Raw genomic sequence first — 19,820 nt, forward strand, 5'->3', positions numbered from 1 at the left:
TTTTCTTTTTAAAACGCGGCATAACGAGTATGGCGGACCCGAAATTCGCTTCACTGCAAAGCGACCACCTGAGCGAATTTCGGGTCCAAAGCCATGCCAGCAAATTATTGAATCTAGTGTGGTTTACGGGTTTAAAGTTCCTCGAGGTGAATGCAGCGCGAATGATAGGAACTTTAAATCCACCACACTAGCCTTAGTACATGCGCTGAAGCTTATATATTCAGAAAGTAATTACCATCTCTCTCAATTTGCCGGTGCTGTAATAGCTGAGGCCGATTCCTTTTACCTTTTTAAAGAACTGCAATCTAATGTCCGGCTATCGTGGGTTGAAAAATACCCCCGAATAACATCGTGCCTTCTTTAAACCATACGAAAACAGGGTTAGCTTAGCGTGCGTCTCTTAGTATCCAGTGCAGCGAGCCGGTATTTACCCGGCAGTATCGCAGCCGCACTTCGTCCTTTGACGGAGCGGCTTGATACTATGCTCAGCGGAACGGATGCCCAGTCGAGCGCACAGCGTTCTTCAGCCGTCGCGTTCACGGTACGGATTGCGAGCTCAGCTATCGCATTGATTTCACAAGTCATCCTCGCCCGCTGGATGGGAGAGTTTCAGTACGGTATCTTTGTACTTGTCTGGCTGACAATGGTCATTGTCGGTGACCTTGCCTGCTTTGGACTACACACCACCATCATTCGCTATGTGCCTGAATATATTCAACGCAATCTTTTCAATCCATTGCGCGGCATACTCTACACAGGGCGCATTTTTGCCTTTGTATCTGCAAGTATAATAGCTCTGCTGGGCTATCTGCTACTCTATTTGCTCAGAGACAGCGTCGAGAGCTATTATCTTGTCCCATTCATTCTGGGCCTCATTTGCCTGCCGATGATCACTCTAGGCAATATGCTTGACGGTATTGCCCGATCACGCTCATGGATCATGATAGCCTTGACACCGAGCTACATCATCCGGCCTTTGCTTGTGCTTGTTTTCATGATTGCCGCCCATGTCATTGGGCTAAAAGCATCAGCGATCACTGGTTTGGCTGCTTCCATAGCAGCAACGTGGTTAACCGCTTTGGGCCAACTCCTGAGTGTTAATCGGTCGCTGAAAAAAGACATCCCCATTGGCGAGAAAGAAATCCTCTTCTCGCAATGGATGAAAGTCGCACTCCCGATGTTTCTTGTCGAAGGTTTTTTCTTCCTGCTCATCAATGTTGATGTACTGATGGTTGGCCAAATGATGGAACCGCAGGACGTGGCCGTTTATTTTGCTGCAACAAAAATTATGGCGCTGGCGCATTTCGTCTATTTCGCAGTGAAAGCGGGGGTGGCTCAACGCTATTCTGACCTGCTACACAGTGGAAATCGCGCTGAATTTGTGCGCTTCGCCGAAGCATCGACAAGCTGGACATTCTGGCCGACACTCCTGCTAGGCATTGTCATTCTTGCATTGGGCTATCCGCTGTTAATGCTTTTTGGAAGCGGCTTCACGCACGGCTATCCGCTACTCTTCGTACTGATTATCGGGGTCATAGCCCGCGCAAGCGTTGGCCCGGCTGAAAGCCTACTTAACATGTCAGGCAAGCAGAATATCTGCGCGCTGCTCTACGCGCTAACACTTGCCGTGAACATTCTGCTCAACCTCATCTTCATTCCACGCTTTGGATTAATGGGCGCCGCGTTATCTACCGCTTTTTCAATGTTGCTCGAGGCATTTTTGCTTTCAACGGCTGTGTATAAAACAATGCAAGTCACCATGTTTATTCTCAAGCCCCTTAGAACTTTCCCCGAGGAGACTTTGTAATGGCTGCCAAACCTTTGCTTGAGGAATCCGTCGGCGGACATACAGCACGCATAATATCGCAATTCTCAGAAAATGTAGCGGCGATGGATGCAACCAAGAGGCTCGAAGAAAGTCTCCACAATCGCGACATTCCACGGAAGCTAGCCATCTACGGCGCGTCGGCTGGTTTTGAACTGCGTGATGAGCTTGACCATCTGAGCAGTCGTACCATCGAGCCAAACATCTTCTTTAATGCGCGCTTTCTGGCACCTGCCATGCCACGCCTTGAAGATCGAGAAGTCCGCTTCATGGTCATGCGTGATGAAAACGAAATTCGCAGCCGCCTGCGTTTCGTTATGCCCTATACGATTGAGCGACCCGGCTTACCGCTGTCCTCGCCGGTCATTCGTGCATGGGCAACACCATTTGGTCCACAAGGCACCCCGTTGATTGATCATGATGATCCAGTGGGCGTCGTTGAAGATCTGTTTGATATTCTCGCCCGCGACCACATTAAAATGCCGGAAGTACTCGTACTCCCGGAAATGCGCGCCGATGGCGCTGTTGCAAAACTTATTCGCTCAGTCGCGATCGGACGTCAGTTGCCAATCGTCTCTATAGAACAAAAAGCGCGACCATTTCTTGAAAGCAAGCTGGATGGCGAAACCTATATCAAGCACGCCATCGGATCACACCACCGTCGCGATTACAGCCGTCTATGGCGTCGCCTCGCGGAGAAGGGCAACCTCGTACATCGTATCGCCCGCACGCCCGATGAAATCCGCTTTGCGTTTGAACATTTCCTGACGCTGGAAGCCAGCGGCTGGAAAGGCCGTCGTGGCACCGCGATGGCCGTTGACCGGTTCCGCGCAGCCTTTGCGCGCGAAGCTGTCAACAATCTCGCCGAGCGCGATTGTGCACGCATTCATACGCTTGAATTGGATGGGCGTGTGATCGCTATCCTGATCGTTTTCACCGTGTCCGGCGAAGCATGGACATGGAAAACAGCCTATGACGAGACGTTACGGGCCTACTCACCCGGAACGTTGCTGATGATTGAGGTGGTCAAGAATCATCTTGAAGACCCCAACATCACTCGAACCGATTCTTGCGCCGTGCCGGATCATCCGGTGATGTCGCGACTGTTTGGAGAGCGTGAAACCATCGAAACACTTGTGATTGGGCTCCATCCGGGCGTTGACAAACAGGTCCGCCAGGCGGCTTCACAAATTCATCTTTATCAACGCACCCGCAATCTGACGCGTATCATACGCAACCGTATTCGTAATTTTGCGGAACGGAAATAATATCGAACACTCCAAAGTAGGGACAAATACAAAAATTTGATAATTCGGAAAGCTGTGCTATATTTTCTATTGGGAGAGCGTCTGAATTAAAGCAATGCATGCGAAAGATGAAGGCCTGAACTTGTTGCTCTAATTTTTAATTATATTGCAGCAAGTAAATCTGAAATTAAGACCGTTTTTCGCTGCCTCATAAAAACCAACACGCCTCCCTTGGGAAGGAGATGCGCTATGTTGGAATATCTCACATATCTGAAGACACTCGATCTCATCGTGTTAGGCCTGATTGCTTTTCTCGTCTGTTGGAATATCGTCGAATATAATATGCGCCGCTAAGGTGACGCGATATTGAAAAGTCTGTTTGTTCAGGCGACATCAGCTACTGACTATGTCGCCGGTTTCGAACAGATTGGCGTCTGTGCAAAAGTATAATCAGTCAAGCCGCTTGAGAGCGATTGACCTCGTTTCGTTTAGCCGTTATATCCGTCCCCGCTGTCCGTTTTTGGACCATATCAAACTGCTTCGGCAGTTAAGTGCGGGTGTGGTGGAACTGGTAGACGCGCCGGACTCAAAATCCGGTTCCGCAAGGAGTGTCGGTTCGATTCCGACCACCCGCACCATTTAATTCAATAAATCGCCTATTTTTCAAACACTTAAAAAATTATTACTCTCCCCATCGTGGCCCCTACTTTTTCACTCGGTTGGTCATTGGATAAACATTGATGTTAAATCGAACCATCCCGCAGGCTTACTGCGCAGGAAATCAGCCGTCATATGCCAGCCCATAAGGTGACTGAAACAAGCTGGGTGCTTGAGTATCAACTAAAAATAGAGAGCCAAGGCCATCGAGACCTATAGGTTTGGCACTTGCTGATAAAGAGATCTCTGTGAGGATTATTTGGATTGATGCGTAAAACACCTTTCCACATGTCATCAAATCCGATTGGTGCGTAGACAGAACCTGTCTCGAGATTAATTCCAAACTTGCTACCTTCGATAAGAAAGCGGTCGATACCATCTTCAACGCATGTCAGTACAGGGCAAGGCGAATTGAATTTTTGCTGATACCAGAGATGAACACGGGCTTGGTTCCGTATCTCAATGCTTTCACCCATGTTGCCAAGCAAAGACCTCGCTTTTTGGATTACAGCATCTTCCGCTTCCCAAGATAGGTCACTGGCATCAAAATAAAAAATGTCATAATCCTTGATTGCCCAATCGGGCTTGTTCCCGCTTTTGATATTCCATACGGTTTGAAACAAGCAGCCCGCAGTCAATGTGCATTGAGGCAATCTTAAAGCTGGAAGCGTGTCTAAGAGGTAACGGTTACGATCGTTCCGCATAACGTATTCGACAAACTCCTCTTCGGAAAAAATCACAGTTCGCCGCTCCTACATTAGTCCAGTGCCTCGATTGATTGAGTATAGCGTTGGTGAGTAATAAAGTTCGCGGTTAATTTGCATGCGCTTTTTTTATAACACTAAGATTCATAGCCCCTTTTATTTTCTTTGATTAAATTCAGAACCTACCCACGGAATGACAAGGCACTCTCAAACCCATTGAAAATGTCCAAGGTGCCCCCTCAAAAGCATCAAAAATATTTCAGCTTGATAACCGCCCAAGTTGGACTCTCAGTAAATCGCGGTATTTGAGTGAAAAGCGCTGGAAAAGGGGATAGGCAAAATTGAACAGGCCCAATCCTTAGTATTCAGGCGAAGTTGGCTCGCAACTTGCGCGCAATCGGAATCAGGATATTACTAACGGGATTGACGACGAGGGGGTAACATGCAGCCGTTAGATATGTTGTGGGTCGGTCTAGGCTCAGGACCTATTGATTTGAGAATGAAGAGCTGATTCAGTTTCTCTTGAGGAGACTGAACGATGAGCAATCTTTACTGGCTGAGCGAAGGGCAAATGTCACGCCTTCGGCCCTTTTTTCCCAAGAGCCATGGACGTCCACGCGTTGATGACAGGCGTGTCTTGAGTGGAATTATATTCATTCTTCGTAATGGGTTACGGTGGTGTGATGCCCCTCGAGAATACGGGCCCTCTAAAACGCTCTATAATCGTTGGAACCGTTGGTGTCACAAGGGGATATTTGCTCAAATACTTGAAGGCCTGTCTTCCAAGTCGTCGGTCGGAAAGACTGTCATGATAGATGCGACCTATTTGAAAGCGCACCGCACGGCCTCAAGCCTACGGCTAAAAAAGGGGATGGTGGACGGCTGATCGGCCGGACAAAAGGTGGCATGAATACCAAGTTGCACGCCGTCACCGACACGCAGGGTCGCCCTATCAGGTTACACGTCACGGCGGGACAAATCAGCGACTACACCGGAGCTGCAGCCTTAATTGAGACGTTACCGAAGGTCGACTGGCTTCTTGCTGATAGAGGCTATGATGCCGACTGGTTCAGAAAACGGTTAAAAGACAAAGAGATAAAGCCATGCATCCCGGGTCGCAAAAACCGTAAGAAGCCTATTAAGTATGACAAACGTCGATACAAGCGACGCAATCGTATCGAAATCATGTTTGGCAGACTGAAAGACTGGCGAAGAATTGCTACCCGTTATGATCGCTGCCCGATTGTGTTCCGTGCAGCAATAGATCTTGCAGCAGCCGTTATATTCTGGCTCGGAAAGCAATGAGTCCTGAGCCTAGGAGGCGGCGTTGGCTCATTGTTTCGGTGGTGGGTCGGTAAACTGGCTAACGAGAGCTATAATGGTAAGTTTCCACTCGGAACATTCATGATCAATGTGACAGGCGCTTTTGTTATAGGCTTTCTGTCAGTGTTGTTTTCTGTCGAATGGGATGACCGCTTTGGCAATATATTGAAGGCAGGCGCTCTGACCGGCTTTCTCGGCGGATATACAACATTCAGTTCGATGCAGCTGGATGCTGTAAAGCTGGCGCGGGAGCGTTATCAGGGTTTGGCAATCGTATATCTTTTTGGATCTGTGATTTCGGGCCTGGCTGCGGCGGCATTCGGTGCCACGCTAGCAAGTTGGATAGGTTGAGGGCGGCGCGATGATGAACACAATCATATTGGTTTTCGTGGGAGGTGCCGTCGGTGCTATTTCCCGTGAATTTCTGATGTTGGGCGTGCCAACGCTTTCAGACGGGATTCCAATGTCAATCCTTCTCGCTAACATCATAGCATCATTCTTGCTCGGACTTACGACCAGCCTTTATCAGAAAGGTACGCTCAGCCAAGGTGTTAACACGTTGGTAGCGACTGGCATCATGGGTGGGCTTTCGACTTTCTCCAGCTTTGTTTACGGTGCCTATGTTTTAATGGCAGGGTCAACGACCGGAATGCTGTCGGCATTATTGTATTTAACGTTGAGTATCGTTCTCGGCTATATCGCCGTAGTCTTGGGAATGCGTTTGGGTAATCGTGGTTAGGTTCAGGCCCGATTGATTTGACAGTTATGAACTGATCCAGCTTCGCTTGAAGAGACTGATCGATGCGTAATCTTTACTGGCCAAGTGCAGGACAAATGTCGCGCCTGCCCCCATTTTTCTGCACAACCATGGGCTCACCCAAGGTGCAAACCCGTAAAAAGCCTAACAACTATGAGGAGCGCCAATAGAAGCGGCGCAATCGTATCGAAATTATGTTTGGCAGACTGAAAGACTGGCAAAGAATTGCCAGTCTTTATGAGCGCTGCCTGGTCGTGGGCCGTGCCAAACAGAGATAGACCGCAATCTTCTTGCGGCATTAGACGCTTAAGCGACTAAGAGCGAACAGAACCGTCTACTCGCCATCGTGCAAATTACCTGACTACTTGATCACCAGAACCGGCACCGAGCTGAAAGAAAGAACCTCAGCCGCCTGACTGCCCAAGAGCAATTTATTGACGCCACGGCGGCCATGCGATGCGATGACGATCAAATCGCTCCCAGTCTTTTGTGCCGCCTCGATAATGCCTTGTGCCGGAGATTGGTTTTCAATGTGCAAAGTTTCAGCCTCAACGCCCACAGCTTCTGCCTTGGCTTTCGCTTTTGCGAGAAGCTCAGATGCCGCTTTGGTGATTGCCTCGCGATACTCCTGAAATGCAGCAGGGCTGGAAGCCCATTCGGCAGCAACCACAATGCCATAGGATGGCAGAAGCTCAGTCACAGAAACCAGCGACACTTTCGAACCAAACTGCTTTGCAAGCGCCACGCCCTGTTCGACGCCTTTATCTGCAAGTTCAGAACCATCAGTAGCAATCAGAATTTTCTTATACACAGCCCAAGCCTCCTGTATGTGATCACGATCCAATCATGCGCGCCGCTATGAAAAAGGGCATTGATGTGGATCAATCAGACAGGAAAAGCTTATAGACACGAAGAGCTTATCGAAAGAGAGAACGAGTGGTTTGAGAGTGATGAATTGTCTTTTTCAAACAAATCATGGTGCGCACCGTCCGCGCATAACAGCGTGAAAAGATATTCTACTCTCATCGATGTTAAAGAATAAAATTCCAAATTTTAGCAATCCGAAGCACAGAGCCAGCTATGCTTTTGCGCAATTTCCTCTTAAACTTCGTCCCAAACAAAAGGAGATTTTTCCATGAGCAAGCCACTTGGCGAAAAAGGCGGCGCAGCTGCGGGACGCGGGCGCATTTATGATTCTATCCTCGACACGATCGGCAACACGCCGCTCGTCCGCATCGATAAATTCGCCAAGGAAAACGGCGTAGAAGCCAACCTGCTGGTAAAGCTTGAGTTCTTCAATCCATTGGCGAGCGTCAAGGACCGTATCGGTCTTGCTCTGATCGAAGCACTGGAAGCACAAGGCAAAGCTGTTCCGGGTAAAACCGTATTCGTTGAGCCGACCTCCGGCAATACCGGCATTGCGCTTGCTTTTGCAGCAGCTGCCAAGGGCTACCGCCTCGTGCTCACCATGCCTGAAACCATGTCGGTTGAACGCCGCAAGCTGCTAAAGTTGTTGGGTGCAGAACTTGTTCTCACCGAAGGCTCGAAAGGCATGAAGGGCGCAATCGCCAAGGCCGAAGAAATCGCCGAAGGCAATCCGAATGCGATCATTCCGCAGCAGTTTGAAAATCCGGCTAACCCGGAAATTCACCGTCTTACAACTGCCGAGGAAATCTGGAACGACACCAATGGCGAAGCGGATATCCTGATTTCCGGCATTGGCACTGGCGGCACGATCACCGGCGTTGGTCAGGTCATCAAGGCGCGCAAGCCATCCTTCAAAGTCGTTGCAGTCGAACCAAAGGATTCGCCAATTCTTTCGGGCGGCACACCTGGCCCACACAAGATTCAGGGCATCGGCGCTGGCTTTGCACCAAAGACGCTGGATACCGGCGTTTATGATGAGATCGTGACTGTTTCAAATGAAGATTCCTTCGCGAATTCGCGTCTGATTGCGCGTCTCGAAGGCATTCCGGTTGGCATTTCGTCGGGTGCAGCACTTACCGCGGCTATTGAAATCGGCAAACGACCTGAGAACAAGGGCAAGAACATCGTCATCATCATTCCATCCTTTGCAGAACGCTATCTTTCGACGGCACTCTTTGAAGGTCTCGAATAAGAAACTGATAGATAAAAAGCCAGAGCGGTCACCCGCTCTGGCTTTTCTATTGCCTGAAATCTTGCACTTCGCGCACGAACCTCAGTGGCCCTGCTACGGGAGTCTCAATCTTCAGTTTACTGTGCGTGCCGCGCAAGCCGGACCAGGACCGCGCATGTAATGGCGCTCGGGCCTGTAGCTTGGTGCGACGAATTCACGAATAACATTAACGCTGTCACGCAGCTGAACTATAATGTTCATCGTCTTCACCTCTTCACCAAATTGCTTTTCTAAAATGATGTCCAGCACCAGCCCGAATAGGGTTAAGGCAATGCTTTTCGCTTCCGAACATCTTAATGAAAACTTTAACAATTAAAGATGAACAACCCCTGAACTCGTATGGTTAAGGTTAAGTTAACGGTAACGATATTCAGGTTTTCCACAGGCGTGGGATATTAGCCACAAATAAAAAGCCGGTATGAATACACCGGCTTTTTTCAATGCTGAGGCTTTAATTAGAGCGCAGATCTGATTGAATCAGCTCGGTGTTCTAATCATTTTTTTATGCACATCTTGGTCCGAAAACGGGTTCCGCTTTTCGGGATGTGCTCTAGCGCGTTGGAACCGGGTGTTCGCCGCGATAATCATAAAAGCCACGCCCCGTCTTACGACCCAGCCATCCGGCTTCAACATATTTCACCAGCAACGGACATGGGCGATATTTTGAATCCGCCAGGCCATCATGCAGAACCTGCATAATCGATAGACATGTATCGAGACCGATGAAATCAGCAAGCTGCAATGGGCCCATGGGATGGTTGGCGCCAAGCTTCATCGCCGTATCAATGGCTTCCACACTGCCCACACCTTCATAAAGCGTGTAGATCGCTTCATTAATCATCGGCAGCAGAATGCGGTTTACGATAAAGGCCGGAAAATCTTCGGCAACAGTGACTGTCTTGCCGAGCGCAGTCACAAAATCCTTGGACTTGCGGAATGTTTCTTCGTCAGTAGCGATCCCGCGCACCAGTTCCACCAGCTTCATGATCGGAACCGGATTCATAAAATGAATGCCGATGAAACGCTCTGGACGATCAGTCGTCGATGCAAGGCGCGTGATCGAAATCGATGACGTATTGGTTGCAACAATTGCTTCAGGATTGAGCACAGGGCAAAGCTGAGCGAAAATCTTGCGCTTGATGGTTTCGTCTTCCGTCGCCGCTTCGATCGCCAAATCAACGCCTGCAAGATCCTGCATGGTGTTGGCTGCACGGATCAGCTTCATAGCATCGGTGCGTTGCTGTTCTTCCAGCTTACCCGAAGCGACTTGCCTCGCCATATTACCATTGATCGTGGCAATACCTTTTTCCAGCCGATCTGCAGCGGCATCGTGTAACAGCACGTCGTAACCTGCCAAAGCGCACACATGGGCAATCCCGCTGCCCATCTGACCCGCACCAACAATACCTACCGTTTTGATTGCCACAGTATCGACTCCTCCATGCTACGCATTCATGCTTATTAAAAAGCTCACCTAACAAGCCAGTTAAAGGTGAAAAATGCAAGGTCATCGCGCAATCTGTGCGATTTAGCGAATAAAAAAGGCGACAAGAGTGACTTGTCGCCTTTTTAGAAAATTAGAGCGCTTTTTGCAGCTCTGGCAGAATGGTAAAGAGATCACCGACGAGGCCGTAATCAGCCACCTGGAAGATCGGCGCTTCTTCGTCCTTGTTGATCGCCACGATCACGCGGCTGTCTTTCATGCCCGCGAGATGCTGGATCGCGCCGGAAATACCAACTGCGATGTAAAGTTCAGGCGCAACCACCTTGCCCGTCTGGCCAACCTGCCAGTCATTTGGCGCATAGCCCGCATCAACCGCTGCACGGCTGGCACCAACTGCTGCACCGAGCTTGTCAGCAACAGGAAGGATCACTTCCTCAAACTTTTCCGACGAACCAAGCGCACGACCGCCAGAGATGATAATCTTGGCAGAGGTCAGTTCCGGACGATCAGAATCCGACAACGCGTTTTCAACAAAGCTCGACAGCGCCGGATCAGCAGCAGCGTTCACGCTTTCAACCGAAGCCGAACCGCCCTCAGCCGTTGCCGAGAAAGAAGCCGTGCGAACCGTGATGACCTTCTTGGCATCAGTCGACTGAACGGTCTGGACTGCGTTGCCTGCATAGATCGGACGCTTGAAGGTGTCAGCGGACACAACTTCCATGATTTCCGACAGCTGCATCACATCAAGCAGTGCTGCCACGCGCGGCAGCACGTTCTTGGCGGACGTCGTTGCTGGTGCAATGATCGTGTCGTAATTGCTCGCTAAGTCAACGATGGCTGCCGCCAATGGCTCAGCCAGACGGTTTTCCAGTGCATCACTTTCAGCAAGCAGAACCTTGCGAACGCCGGAAAGCTTAGCTGCGGCATCAGCAGCCGCTTTCGCGCCTTTGCCTGCAACCAGAATATCGACATCGCCGCCGATCTGGGCAGCAGCAGTCAGCGCCTTTGCAGTCTGATCGGAAAGGCTTGCATTGTCATGTTCGGCAATAAGAAGAATAGCCATAAGTTTGTCCCTTCAGATCTCTTACAATACGCCGTCGGCCTTAAGCTTCTCAACCAGCTCGGAAACCGAACCAACCTTCACGCCAGCCTTGCGGCCGCCCGGTTCTTCGGTCTTCAAAACCTTGAGACGCGGAGCGATGTCAGCACCGAAATCAGCAGGCGACTTTTCATCAAGCGGCTTCTTCTTCGCCTTCATGATGTTTGGCAGCGAAGCATAGCGCGGCTGGTTCAAACGCAGATCAACGGTGACAATCGCAGGCAGCTTCACATCAATGGTCTGAAGACCACCATCGACTTCGCGCGTGACCTTGGCAGAACCATCGCCCAGTTCAACTTTCGATGCAAAAGTTGCCTGGCTCCAATTGAGCAATGCAGAAAGCATCTGGCCAGTCTGGTTGGCATCGTCGTCAATTGCCTGCTTGCCGAGGAACACGAGGTCTGGCTGTTCAGCTTCGACCACGCCCTTCAGAACCTTGGCAACGCCGAGCGGCTCCACGGTTTCGTCAGTCTTCACGAGGATTGCGCGGTCCGCACCCATGGCGAGCGCGGTGCGCAGTGTTTCCTGCGCCTGTGCCGGACCGACCGAAACCACGACGATTTCCGTGACCTTGCCAGCTTCCTTCAAACGGATCGCTTCTTCAACCGCGATCTCGTCAAAAGGGTTCATCGACATCTTAACGTTTGCAAGCTCAACGCCTGAACCATCACCCTTAACACGGATCTTTACGTTGTAATCTACAACCCGCTTTACTGCGACAAGGACTTTCATCCGCGATTACCTCTTCAATGACTTTTTGCGGCCTGACTATGCCGCCATGAATCTTTGCCCGCATGTCAGAATCCGACATGACAACGCTGCTGACAGAAACGCCGTCAAAGCCAGCATTTCCCCGCAGCATCAGGAACCGGCACGAAACCTAAAGACGGTTGACGTGCGCGTCAATCGTGGATGGGCGGCAATATCGATTTAAATGAATATATTCTGACAGATAGTCATTCCGTTTTCGCACTAACGTCTATCCGAAAGCCGCCTGACGACTTGGCACCAGTCGACCCGTTTAATTTCTTCATGCCGCGCCCTCCCATTTTCGTGGCGTTTACAAGCCATACCTCATGCGCTAGGAGTGCAGCGTAAACATCCGGTCGCAGCCTACCCGGTCAAAACAAGGACTCAAACTATGAAGACGCTTGTCATCTGCTCCGGCGGATTGGACTCCGTTTCGCTCAGCTATAAAATCGCAGCGGAACATCAGCTCACTGGCCTTATTTCTTTCGATTACGGCCAGCGACACAAAAAGGAACTGAGTTTTGCTGAAGCCTGCGCAAAGTGGCTTAACGTTCCTCATCAAATCATCGATATTCGATCCATTGGTGCCAGCCTGACCGGCTCAGCACTCACAGACGACGTCGATGTTCCCGATGGTCATTATGCCGAGGAAACGATGAAAATAACCGTCGTTCCCAACCGCAACGCTATTATGATGGCCATTGCTTTCGGTGTGGCAGCCGCACAGAAAGCTGATGCCGTGGCGCTCGCCGTTCACGGTGGTGATCACTTTATCTACCCCGATTGTCGTCCCGACTTTATCGACGCTTTCCAGACCATGCAAAACCATGCGCTGGAAGGTTATGCTGATGTCCGGCTGCTTGCGCCCTATGTGCACAAGTCAAAAAGCGACATCGTTTCAGACGGTGCGAAATACAAAACGCCGTTTGAAGCGACATGGTCCTGCTACAAAGGCGGAGACCATCATTGCGGACGTTGCGGCACCTGTGTCGAACGACGCGAAGCCTTTCATCTCGCTGGTGTCACAGATCCCACATATTACGCAGATGCTGATTTCTGGCATACCGCAATCGAGAAAAGGAACGCCTGATGTTCCGCATCACCAAGGAGTTCCATTTCTCCGCTTCGCATCAGCTGACAGAGCTTCCCGCCGATCACCAATGCGCGCGGTTGCATGGACACAACTACATCGTGGAAGTAGAACTATCCGCCAATGATCTCGATCCGCATGGCTTTGTCCGCGACTATCACGAGCTTGCGCCGCTCAAGCGCTATATCGATGATGAGCTCGATCATCGCCATCTCAATGACGTGCTCGGACACAACCGTATAACGGCAGAATTTCTGGCGCGTCACCTTTATGAGTGGTGTCATAGCCGCTGGCAGGAAGTGACGGCGGTCAGGGTTAGCGAGACGCCCAAAACATGGGCGGAATATCGGCCAGAACGTCTGCAACCGTGTTTCCTGCAACAATGAACAAGCATCCTGAAATCCGCATCAGCGAGATTTTCGGTCCAACCATTCAGGGCGAAGGCGTATTAAGCGGCGAGCCGACTGTTTTTGTGCGCACGGGCGGCTGCGACTACCGCTGCGCATGGTGTGACAGTCTGCATGCTGTTGAAAGCCGCTTTCGCCATGACTGGAAGCCGATGAGCATTGATGCCATATGGCAGGAAGTGACGGCATTATCAGGTGAAAGGCCAATAACAGTGTCACTTTCTGGCGGAAATCCGGCTATTCAACCATTAGGGCCGCTGATTGATCATGGCCACATGCAGGGATATCGCTTTGCACTGGAAACGCAGGGATCGGTCGCGAAAGACTGGTTTGCACGACTTGATACACTGGTGTTAAGCCCAAAACCGCCTTCAAGCGGCATGGAAACCGACTGGCAGACGCTCGCCGCCTGCATTGATACGGCAGGATCAAAACCAAAGGTCGTGTTGAAATTAGTGGTCTTTGATGATGCGGATTATGCCTTTGCAAAAGCTGCATCGGCCCGTCATCCGCATTTGGCCATCTATCTTCAGCCAGGAAATCATACGCCACCACCACCGGAAGATGACGAAGCCAGCATCGACATAAACGGCATCATGAGCCGCATGGAATGGCTGATCAACAAGGTGATGGAAGATCGCTGGTTTGAAGCGCGCGTCCTGCCCCAGCTTCATGTGCTAATCTGGGGCAATAAGCGCGGCGTCTGAACTTTACCTATTGGCGCCCGGCACCCAAAGAACATCCCTCGCGCCATTATCATTGACGGCGCGGGCGGCGACAAACAGAAAATCGGAGAGGCGGTTGATATATTGCAACGCCTCTTTTGAGACGACTTCGCCTTCAACCTTTGCAAGCGCTACCATCAGTCGTTCGGCACGGCGCGAAACCGTGCGCGCCAGATGTAACGCGGCAGAAGCAGCCGAACCACCCGGCAGAATAAACGAACGCAAAGGCGGAATCGAAACATTCAAATAATCGATGTCAGATTCAAGCCTTGTCACCTGTGATGCAACAATGCGCAGCGGTTCATAGGCAAGCGGTTCCCCATCATCCGGCGTTGAAAGATCGGCACCGAGATCAAACAGATCATTCTGGATGCGCATGAGCATCACATCAATAGGGCCATGATCTGCGCCACTTGTATGAAGCCGCGCCAAGCCGATACAGGCATTGGTTTCATCAACCGTGCCATAGGCTTCCACGCGCAGATCGGATTTCAGTCTGCGCGCACCGGATGTAAGGCCGGTGGTGCCATCATCGCCTGTGCGGGTATAAATCTTGTTGAGCTTGACCATTTGCTATTGTCCACTTGCCTGACGTGCAAAATAGATTGCCCCAACGACCAGCAGAATTGCAACAAATTGCAGCAGAACACGCAACTGCATCATCTTGTTGGAGAAATTACCGTCGCCACCACGCATCATATTGCGCAGGCCAATAATCAATACGATTGCCACAGCAATCGCGGCGACCGTGGCCGCTGCCTTAAAGACGAAATCCATTTATATTCCTCCCATTGTCCGTTGCCTTGTTGGTTTCAAGACTGATCGGACAGCATTTTGTAGAGCCAGCGTGACGGCAGCAGACGTCGTGCCAGAATACCCAGTTTCGCCGGTCGCGTAACTGCGTAATGCGGACGCGGCTTTGGTGCTTCGAGTGCATGCTTGAGTACCGCGTAAACCGCTTCCGGGCCAAGCTTGTTTTTGGATTTCGTGCCGCCACCCTCTAACTTTGCCATCTGGCGCTGATAGAGTTCGCGATGCACCGAATTTTCGAGATCGATATTGGTCCGCGCATGCGCTGCTGCACTATAGGTAAAGCGTGATGCAATTGGACCCGGCTCGATCATCGACACCTCAATGCCCGACCCTTCCAGTTCCATGCGTTGCGCCATCATCAAGCCTTCAAGCGCGAATTTCGATGCCACATAAGCACCGCGCCACTTCATCGGCACAAGCCCAAGAATAGACGAACAATGCACAATCCGGCCCTGCCCCTGTGCGCGCATTGTGGGAATGATACGGCGCGTCAGATCATGCCAGCCAAAGAAATTAGCCTCGAATTGCGCACGCAATGCTTCGACCGGCAAATCTTCAATGGCACCCGGTTGCGCATAGGCACCATTGTTAAAAAGTGCATCAAGCCTGCCATCGGTAGCGCGTAAAACGGCATCAACCAGCGCTTCAATGGATTGCGGTTCCGTATAATCGAGATAAAACGCATCAATGCCTTTGGCTTTGAGTGCAGCAATATCTGCGTCTTTTCTCGCAGTCGCAAACACACGCCAACCAGCCTCATGCAAAGCCGTTGCGCAATAGGCCCCAATACCCGAAGAACAGCCGGTTATAAGAATGCTGCGCTTTGCAATTTCCACGACCATATACGGATTCCGCTCCTATTTTTCGTCAGAGTGCTTGATTCGTCCGAGTATGGCGAACCCGAAATTCGTATCACTTTTGAGCAGCTTCCAGAGCGAATTTCGGGTTCTAAGCCATACGAGTAAACTTTTGAATCTAGTGTGGTTTACGGATTTGAAGTTCCTAAACGTGAATGCAACACAAATGATAGGAACTTCAAATCCACCACATTAGTTTTAAAACCGCTATGCCCTTGCAATATTGAATCTAATACTAGATTTAAACGCTTGGAATGAATGTCGGTCGACCGAAGGAAAAAATCTACGGATGCGAAAAGTTAAACGTTTTCTCCGTCAGGTCACTTACGATGTTTACTGGCATTTCAGCACCGACGACGGCTGGGCTTTTGCTTCGCACATCGCCCTTTCCGGACTGATGGCGCTATTTCCATTCCTGATTTTCGCAACAACACTGGCTGGTTTTCTTGGCACCAAGGAATTTGCCAATAATGCCGTGCATGTCATTTTCGATATGTGGCCGTCCAACATTGCGGCCCCCATTGCCAATGAAGTGATGAATGTTTTGACGGTTCAGCGCAGCGGACTTCTGACATTGAGTGTGATCGCGGCAGCCTATTTTGCTTCCAATGGTGTGGAAGCTTTGCGCATGTCGCTCAACCGCGCCTATCGTGTAACCGACCAGCGTTCGATCATTTTCTGTCGTCTGCAAAGCCTGGGCTTTGTGCTTATCGGCACAATCAGCCTAATGGCTATCAGCTTTCTGCTGGTTCTGGCACCGCTTGCCGTGCGTCTCGCCGAACAATGGTTTCCAGACATCGCGCCCTTCACTGGCACAATTGCCATCTGGCGCTATACGATTGCGGTGATCGTTCTGGTGTTGGCACTTTTCATTGTGCATATTTGGCTGCCCGCCGGAAAACGCCGCATGAGTGACATTCTTCCGGGCATCGGCATCACGCTCGTTGCTTGGCTGGCCGCAGCAACGGCCTTTGCAAAATATCTCGAAACATTTGCCAATTACGTCACCACCTATGCGGGTCTTGCTTCTATTATGGTGGCTATTGTGTTTCTTTACATGTTGTCCGCGATCTTCATCATTGGCGCTGAAATCAACGCCGCAATCATGATTTTCCGCAAGCGCGAACAGCAGCCCGAACTTATCGACGCAAAGTAGTGAGCGCCACACCAAGCGTCGTCACGACCATGCCCGCGATCTGAATTGGCCCGAGAGTTTCGCCGAAAATCAGATAGGCCATGATCGCAGCCGTGCCCGGCACCAGATAGAACAGGGACGCAACCTTCGACATAGCGCCTTCGCGGATCATCACCAAAAGTGCCAGAATTGCACCGATGGAGATCGCAAGCGTCAGCCAGACCAGTGCAAAGATAAGCTGTGGCGACCAGACCATAATACGGGTTTCAAAGGCGAAAGCACAAACCGCGGTCATTGCTGCGGCCGCAATATATTGCACCGCAGTCCCGGTCTTCAAATCCGCTGCTGTGCCAAAACGCTTCTGCCACACTGTGCCGGTGCTGATCGCCAGAACTGCCAAAAAGGCTGCAATCAGGCTTTGCGGATCAACACCGCTATGGCCAGAGAACTTCGGCCAAACCACCATCGTAACACCAAGAAAACCAATCAGCAGCCCCAGCCATTGCCGTCCACTGGCCCGCTCTCCGAGAAGAAGTGCTGCAATCAGCGTGGTCAACATCGGTTGAAGACCAGCCACAAGTCCCGACATACCGGCTGGCAGGCCATGATGCACGGCCCAGAAAAGCGCCGAAAGATAGCCGCCGTGAATAAGGCAGCCGACAATGGCTGCATTGAGCAGTGTTTTGCCGCGTGGCCACACACTATGACTTGCCAGTGCCCATAGGATCATAATGCCTGCTGCAATCGAGAACCGCACCGCCATAAAGCTGAATGGTTCTGCATAGGGCATTGAAAGCCCCGCCCCGATAAAGCCAGTGGCCCAGAGCAGCACAAACATAATCGGAAAAAAGCGGGTAGCCATGATCAGAGACTCTTTTCTTTGGCGCCTGCTCTAATCCGGTTCGGAGAATTGCGCTATCGCATAAATCTGATTGCTGCGATCAATTTGCCAAATGCCTCGCTTCTGCCTATGAAAAAGCATGGACACTCAGAACGATACAATCCGCATTTTTGTTGATGCCGACGCCTGCCCGGTGAAGGCGGAAGTCTATCGCGTCGCCGAACGGCACAATCTGCCGGTGGTCCTCGTCGCCAACAGCTACATCGCCATACCGCGCGATGCGGAACGCGTTGAACGCGTCATCGTGTCCGACAAGCTGGATGCGGCGGATGACTGGATTGCTGAAAATTCACGTCCCGGCATCATTGTCATTACGGCAGATATTCCGCTGGTAAGCCGGTCGATTGAGATGGGGGCATCAGTGATCTCCCCCAATGGAAAAGTGCATACAGAAAGCACCATCGGCAACACACTTGCCACGCGCAATCTGATGGATTCACTACGTTCAGCAGGCGAAACGACGCGCGGACCGGCGCCATTTTCGCCAAAAGACCGCTCGGCCTTTTTGTCTGCGCTTGAGCTGACCATTGTTCAGCTCAAGCGTGCTGGTTTCAAATCAGCTTGAACGGATCGAAGCCGTCGCCACACCCGCACCAATAAGCATTGTACCCCCGGCACGATTGAAAATGCGCAACGCCCGTTCGTTGGCAAAGAAACGACGGGCGCGTGTGGCAATCAGCGCGTAAGCAAAAGCATTGAGAAATGCCAACACAAGGAACGTGCTTTCAAAGACCAGCATCTGCGTGAGAAAATCGCGATTTGGGCTTAAAAACTGCGGCAGGAACGCCACGAAAAACGTGATACTTTTGGGGTTAAGTGCTGTCACCAGCCATGCATGAAGCAGCATCCGCACTGGCTTGACCTCATCGTGCCGCGCTTTGGCGTCCATGGTGCCACCGGCTCGAAACAGCTTTATGCCAAGCCAGATGAGATAGGCTGCCCCAATCCATTTAACGGCAGTGAAGACCGTTGCAGAGGCGGCAAGCAAAGCACCAACCCCCAGCATAGACAGCGTCATGGCAGTGAAATCACCAAGCGCCACGCCAATGGCCATAGGGAGTGCCGCTTTCCAGCCCTGTCCCAGTGCATAAGACACGACCAGCAGAACGGTTGGCCCCGGAATTATCAGCATAACAATTGAAGCAGCAGAAAATGCCAGCCAGACTTCCAGACTCATTGGTATCTCCCCCTTTTGTGAGGTTAAGGAAGCCACCAAACAAGATATTTGTCTATCTAAAGTTTTTGGGCAGCTTCAATCAGCTTGATTGCATCCGGACCATCCCATGGAGCCGGACCGTTCATCGATGCAATCTGGCAACCGTCTTTGTCGACAAGCAATGTCACAGGCAGGCCAAATGCAAGATTTTTGCGCTTTAATTCATTGAAGCTCGACATGGTGGCATCGCGGTTGAGGCTCAGGCTCTTGATGCCAATCTCTTCGAGAAATTTCTTTGGCTTCTCGTCCGAGCCGGTATCAATATTGATAGCAACCACATCAAAATCGCTTCCGCCCTTTGCCGCTTGCAAATTATCCAGCTCCGGCATTTCTTCACGGCAAGGCGCACACCATGTTGCCCAGAGATTCACAAGCAGGGTTTTGCCCTTGTAATCACCCAGCGTCATCTGCTTGCCATCTGGTCCAGTGGACGCAATATGCGCCACTGAAATCGGCTTTTCAGCTGCACGCATAGCAGCAACACTTCCGGTTGCAGCTTGATCAAGGCTCTTCAGACTATCGGCCTTTAACGCACATTGTGCGGAAGCCTCGTCACTTTGAACGTAAACTTTGCTGGGTGTAGCATTGCCAGAAGGCCGTTCCATCACGTATACCGCGCCTATACCGGCAATGACACCGGCCAGAGCGGCAAGATAGACGATCCTGCGATTTCCTGACTTAGCCTTATCGTTGTCTTTTGCCATCTCGCGTC

The 19,820-nt window shown here is 51.0% G+C and carries 23 protein-coding genes and 1 tRNA gene; 12 read left to right on the forward strand and 12 right to left on the reverse strand.

Annotated features, from left to right (window positions below; genetic code table 11):
* Nucleotides 1-391 precede the first annotated feature (391 nt).
* The 3 genes from U2P60_RS08485 (at nucleotide 392) to U2P60_RS08495 (ending at nucleotide 3,710) form a co-directional block, all read left to right on the forward strand.
* On the forward strand, nucleotides 392-1,807 hold the full coding sequence (locus U2P60_RS08485) for a lipopolysaccharide biosynthesis protein (protein WP_413572208.1): 1,416 nt from the start codon (nucleotides 392-394) through the stop codon (nucleotides 1,805-1,807).
* On the forward strand, nucleotides 1,807-3,093 hold the full coding sequence (bspF, locus tag U2P60_RS08490) for a type IV secretion system effector crotonyl transferase BspF (protein WP_413572209.1): 1,287 nt from the start codon (nucleotides 1,807-1,809) through the stop codon (nucleotides 3,091-3,093). The genes U2P60_RS08485 and bspF overlap by 1 nt, the downstream gene beginning before the upstream one ends.
* Before the next feature lie 532 nt (nucleotides 3,094-3,625).
* Nucleotides 3,626-3,710 (forward strand) — tRNA-Leu (locus U2P60_RS08495).
* Between the two features lie 198 nt (nucleotides 3,711-3,908).
* Here the strand turns inward: U2P60_RS08495 and U2P60_RS08500 are convergent.
* Nucleotides 3,909-4,469: a nucleotidyltransferase family protein gene (locus U2P60_RS08500; RefSeq protein WP_413572210.1), complete on the reverse strand. Its 561-nt coding sequence runs from the start codon at nucleotides 4,467-4,469 to the stop codon at nucleotides 3,909-3,911.
* 502 nt (nucleotides 4,470-4,971) lie between these two features.
* Here U2P60_RS08500 and U2P60_RS08505 point away from each other — a divergent pair.
* The 3 genes from U2P60_RS08505 (at nucleotide 4,972) to U2P60_RS08515 (ending at nucleotide 6,495) form a co-directional block, all read left to right on the forward strand.
* A protein-coding gene (locus tag U2P60_RS08505) for an IS5 family transposase (RefSeq protein ID WP_279678372.1) occupies nucleotides 4,972-5,738 on the forward strand; the annotation gives its coding sequence in 2 pieces (ribosomal slippage) (nucleotides 4,972-5,289 and nucleotides 5,292-5,738; 765 coding nt in all).
* A 3-nt stretch (nucleotides 5,739-5,741) separates the two neighbouring features.
* Complete coding sequence (gene crcB / locus U2P60_RS08510) at nucleotides 5,742-6,107, forward strand: fluoride efflux transporter CrcB (RefSeq protein WP_413573726.1); 366 nt, start codon at nucleotides 5,742-5,744, stop codon at nucleotides 6,105-6,107.
* A gap of 10 nt (nucleotides 6,108-6,117) precedes the next feature.
* Nucleotides 6,118-6,495, forward strand: coding sequence for a CrcB family protein (locus tag U2P60_RS08515; RefSeq protein WP_413572211.1), 378 nt, complete (start codon nucleotides 6,118-6,120; stop codon nucleotides 6,493-6,495).
* 379 nt (nucleotides 6,496-6,874) lie between these two features.
* Here U2P60_RS08515 and U2P60_RS08520 read toward each other — a convergent pair whose 3' ends face one another.
* Nucleotides 6,875-7,324: a universal stress protein gene (locus U2P60_RS08520; RefSeq protein WP_313827355.1), complete on the reverse strand. Its 450-nt coding sequence runs from the start codon at nucleotides 7,322-7,324 to the stop codon at nucleotides 6,875-6,877.
* Nucleotides 7,325-7,648: 324 nt separating this feature from the next.
* On the opposite strand from U2P60_RS08520, the gene cysK reads away from it, so the two are divergent.
* Nucleotides 7,649-8,632: a cysteine synthase A gene (gene cysK, locus U2P60_RS08525; RefSeq protein ID WP_413572212.1), complete on the forward strand. Its 984-nt coding sequence runs from the start codon at nucleotides 7,649-7,651 to the stop codon at nucleotides 8,630-8,632.
* A gap of 111 nt (nucleotides 8,633-8,743) precedes the next feature.
* Here cysK and U2P60_RS08530 read toward each other — a convergent pair whose 3' ends face one another.
* The 4 genes from U2P60_RS08530 to U2P60_RS08545 form a co-directional block, all read right to left on the reverse strand.
* The gene (locus U2P60_RS08530; protein ID WP_260525696.1) at nucleotides 8,744-8,872 is read right to left on the reverse strand and encodes a hypothetical protein; all 129 of its coding nucleotides are present in this window, start codon (nucleotides 8,870-8,872) and stop codon (nucleotides 8,744-8,746) included.
* Nucleotides 8,873-9,221: 349 nt separating this feature from the next.
* A complete protein-coding gene (locus tag U2P60_RS08535) occupies nucleotides 9,222-10,097 on the reverse strand; it encodes a 3-hydroxybutyryl-CoA dehydrogenase (RefSeq protein ID WP_313827357.1) in 876 nt (291 codons plus the stop codon).
* Nucleotides 10,098-10,248: 151 nt separating this feature from the next.
* Entirely contained in the window at nucleotides 10,249-11,178 is a 930-nt protein-coding gene (locus U2P60_RS08540; protein WP_313827358.1) for an electron transfer flavoprotein subunit alpha/FixB family protein, read from the reverse strand.
* A 21-nt stretch (nucleotides 11,179-11,199) separates the two neighbouring features.
* Complete coding sequence (locus tag U2P60_RS08545) at nucleotides 11,200-11,946, reverse strand: electron transfer flavoprotein subunit beta/FixA family protein (protein ID WP_313827359.1); 747 nt, start codon at nucleotides 11,944-11,946, stop codon at nucleotides 11,200-11,202.
* A 409-nt stretch (nucleotides 11,947-12,355) separates the two neighbouring features.
* Between U2P60_RS08545 and queC the strand changes: the two genes are divergently transcribed.
* From queC to queE, 3 genes are read left to right on the forward strand one after another with little or no spacing between them, the layout of a single operon-like run.
* On the forward strand, nucleotides 12,356-13,054 hold the full coding sequence (queC, locus tag U2P60_RS08550; protein WP_413572213.1) for a 7-cyano-7-deazaguanine synthase QueC: 699 nt from the start codon (nucleotides 12,356-12,358) through the stop codon (nucleotides 13,052-13,054).
* On the forward strand, nucleotides 13,054-13,440 hold the full coding sequence (queD, locus tag U2P60_RS08555; protein WP_313827361.1) for a 6-carboxytetrahydropterin synthase QueD: 387 nt from the start codon (nucleotides 13,054-13,056) through the stop codon (nucleotides 13,438-13,440). The genes queC and queD overlap by 1 nt, the downstream gene beginning before the upstream one ends.
* Complete coding sequence (gene queE, locus U2P60_RS08560; protein ID WP_413573728.1) at nucleotides 13,437-14,168, forward strand: 7-carboxy-7-deazaguanine synthase QueE; 732 nt, start codon at nucleotides 13,437-13,439, stop codon at nucleotides 14,166-14,168. Before queD ends, queE begins: the two co-directional genes overlap by 4 nt.
* A 3-nt stretch (nucleotides 14,169-14,171) precedes the next feature.
* Here queE and U2P60_RS08565 read toward each other — a convergent pair whose 3' ends face one another.
* From U2P60_RS08565 to U2P60_RS08575, 3 genes are read right to left on the reverse strand one after another with little or no spacing between them, the layout of a single operon-like run.
* Nucleotides 14,172-14,756 carry a cob(I)yrinic acid a,c-diamide adenosyltransferase gene (locus U2P60_RS08565; RefSeq protein WP_413572214.1) on the reverse strand — a complete coding sequence of 195 codons (585 nt, stop codon included), beginning with the start codon at nucleotides 14,754-14,756 and terminating at the stop codon, nucleotides 14,172-14,174.
* A gap of 3 nt (nucleotides 14,757-14,759) precedes the next feature.
* Nucleotides 14,760-14,963: a twin transmembrane helix small protein gene (locus U2P60_RS08570; protein WP_313827363.1), complete on the reverse strand. Its 204-nt coding sequence runs from the start codon at nucleotides 14,961-14,963 to the stop codon at nucleotides 14,760-14,762.
* A 35-nt stretch (nucleotides 14,964-14,998) separates the two neighbouring features.
* Nucleotides 14,999-15,841 carry an SDR family oxidoreductase gene (locus U2P60_RS08575; RefSeq protein ID WP_313827364.1) on the reverse strand — a complete coding sequence of 281 codons (843 nt, stop codon included), beginning with the start codon at nucleotides 15,839-15,841 and terminating at the stop codon, nucleotides 14,999-15,001.
* 304 nt (nucleotides 15,842-16,145) lie between these two features.
* Between U2P60_RS08575 and U2P60_RS08580 the strand changes: the two genes are divergently transcribed.
* Entirely contained in the window at nucleotides 16,146-17,012 is an 867-nt protein-coding gene (locus U2P60_RS08580) for a YihY/virulence factor BrkB family protein (RefSeq protein ID WP_413572215.1), read from the forward strand.
* Here the strand turns inward: U2P60_RS08580 and U2P60_RS08585 are convergent.
* Complete coding sequence (locus U2P60_RS08585; protein WP_413572216.1) at nucleotides 16,996-17,853, reverse strand: DMT family transporter; 858 nt, start codon at nucleotides 17,851-17,853, stop codon at nucleotides 16,996-16,998. The two genes, U2P60_RS08580 and U2P60_RS08585, sit on opposite strands and share 17 nt — an antisense overlap.
* 118 nt (nucleotides 17,854-17,971) lie before the next feature.
* Between U2P60_RS08585 and U2P60_RS08590 the strand changes: the two genes are divergently transcribed.
* The gene (locus U2P60_RS08590; protein ID WP_413572217.1) at nucleotides 17,972-18,457 is read left to right on the forward strand and encodes a YaiI/YqxD family protein; all 486 of its coding nucleotides are present in this window, start codon (nucleotides 17,972-17,974) and stop codon (nucleotides 18,455-18,457) included.
* Here U2P60_RS08590 and U2P60_RS08595 read toward each other — a convergent pair.
* Both U2P60_RS08595 and tlpA read right to left on the reverse strand, forming a co-directional pair.
* Complete coding sequence (locus tag U2P60_RS08595) at nucleotides 18,449-19,069, reverse strand: LysE family translocator (RefSeq protein ID WP_313827368.1); 621 nt, start codon at nucleotides 19,067-19,069, stop codon at nucleotides 18,449-18,451. The two genes, U2P60_RS08590 and U2P60_RS08595, sit on opposite strands and share 9 nt — an antisense overlap.
* A 56-nt stretch (nucleotides 19,070-19,125) precedes the next feature.
* The gene (gene tlpA, locus U2P60_RS08600) at nucleotides 19,126-19,812 is read right to left on the reverse strand and encodes a thiol:disulfide interchange protein TlpA (protein ID WP_413572218.1); all 687 of its coding nucleotides are present in this window, start codon (nucleotides 19,810-19,812) and stop codon (nucleotides 19,126-19,128) included.
* Between the last annotated feature and the right edge of the window lie 8 nt (nucleotides 19,813-19,820).

The sequence above is a fragment of the Brucella sp. H1_1004 genome (assembly GCF_047308065.1).
Classification (GTDB): Bacteria; Pseudomonadota; Alphaproteobacteria; order Rhizobiales; family Rhizobiaceae; genus Brucella; species Brucella pseudogrignonensis_B.

Coding starts and splice junctions, on each gene's coding strand:
- tlpA (WP_413572218.1), bottom strand. CDS start 19,812: ATGGCAAAAGACAACGATAAGGCTAAGTCAGGAAATCGCAGGATCGTC.
- U2P60_RS08540 (WP_313827358.1), bottom strand. CDS start 11,178: ATGGCTATTCTTCTTATTGCCGAACATGACAATGCAAGCCTTTCCGAT.
- U2P60_RS08565 (WP_413572214.1), bottom strand. CDS start 14,756: ATGGTCAAGCTCAACAAGATTTATACCCGCACAGGCGATGATGGCACC.
- cysK (WP_413572212.1), top strand. CDS start 7,649: ATGAGCAAGCCACTTGGCGAAAAAGGCGGCGCAGCTGCGGGACGCGGG.
- U2P60_RS08595 (WP_313827368.1), bottom strand. CDS start 19,069: ATGAGTCTGGAAGTCTGGCTGGCATTTTCTGCTGCTTCAATTGTTATG.
- U2P60_RS08515 (WP_413572211.1), top strand. CDS start 6,118: ATGATGAACACAATCATATTGGTTTTCGTGGGAGGTGCCGTCGGTGCT.
- queE (WP_413573728.1), top strand. CDS start 13,437: ATGAACAAGCATCCTGAAATCCGCATCAGCGAGATTTTCGGTCCAACC.
- U2P60_RS08570 (WP_313827363.1), bottom strand. CDS start 14,963: ATGGATTTCGTCTTTAAGGCAGCGGCCACGGTCGCCGCGATTGCTGTG.
- U2P60_RS08575 (WP_313827364.1), bottom strand. CDS start 15,841: ATGGTCGTGGAAATTGCAAAGCGCAGCATTCTTATAACCGGCTGTTCT.
- queD (WP_313827361.1), top strand. CDS start 13,054: ATGTTCCGCATCACCAAGGAGTTCCATTTCTCCGCTTCGCATCAGCTG.
- U2P60_RS08545 (WP_313827359.1), bottom strand. CDS start 11,946: ATGAAAGTCCTTGTCGCAGTAAAGCGGGTTGTAGATTACAACGTAAAG.
- queC (WP_413572213.1), top strand. CDS start 12,356: ATGAAGACGCTTGTCATCTGCTCCGGCGGATTGGACTCCGTTTCGCTC.
- U2P60_RS08590 (WP_413572217.1), top strand. CDS start 17,972: ATGGACACTCAGAACGATACAATCCGCATTTTTGTTGATGCCGACGCC.
- bspF (WP_413572209.1), top strand. CDS start 1,807: ATGGCTGCCAAACCTTTGCTTGAGGAATCCGTCGGCGGACATACAGCA.
- U2P60_RS08585 (WP_413572216.1), bottom strand. CDS start 17,853: ATGGCTACCCGCTTTTTTCCGATTATGTTTGTGCTGCTCTGGGCCACT.
- U2P60_RS08580 (WP_413572215.1), top strand. CDS start 16,146: ATGCGAAAAGTTAAACGTTTTCTCCGTCAGGTCACTTACGATGTTTAC.
- U2P60_RS08530 (WP_260525696.1), bottom strand. CDS start 8,872: ATGAACATTATAGTTCAGCTGCGTGACAGCGTTAATGTTATTCGTGAA.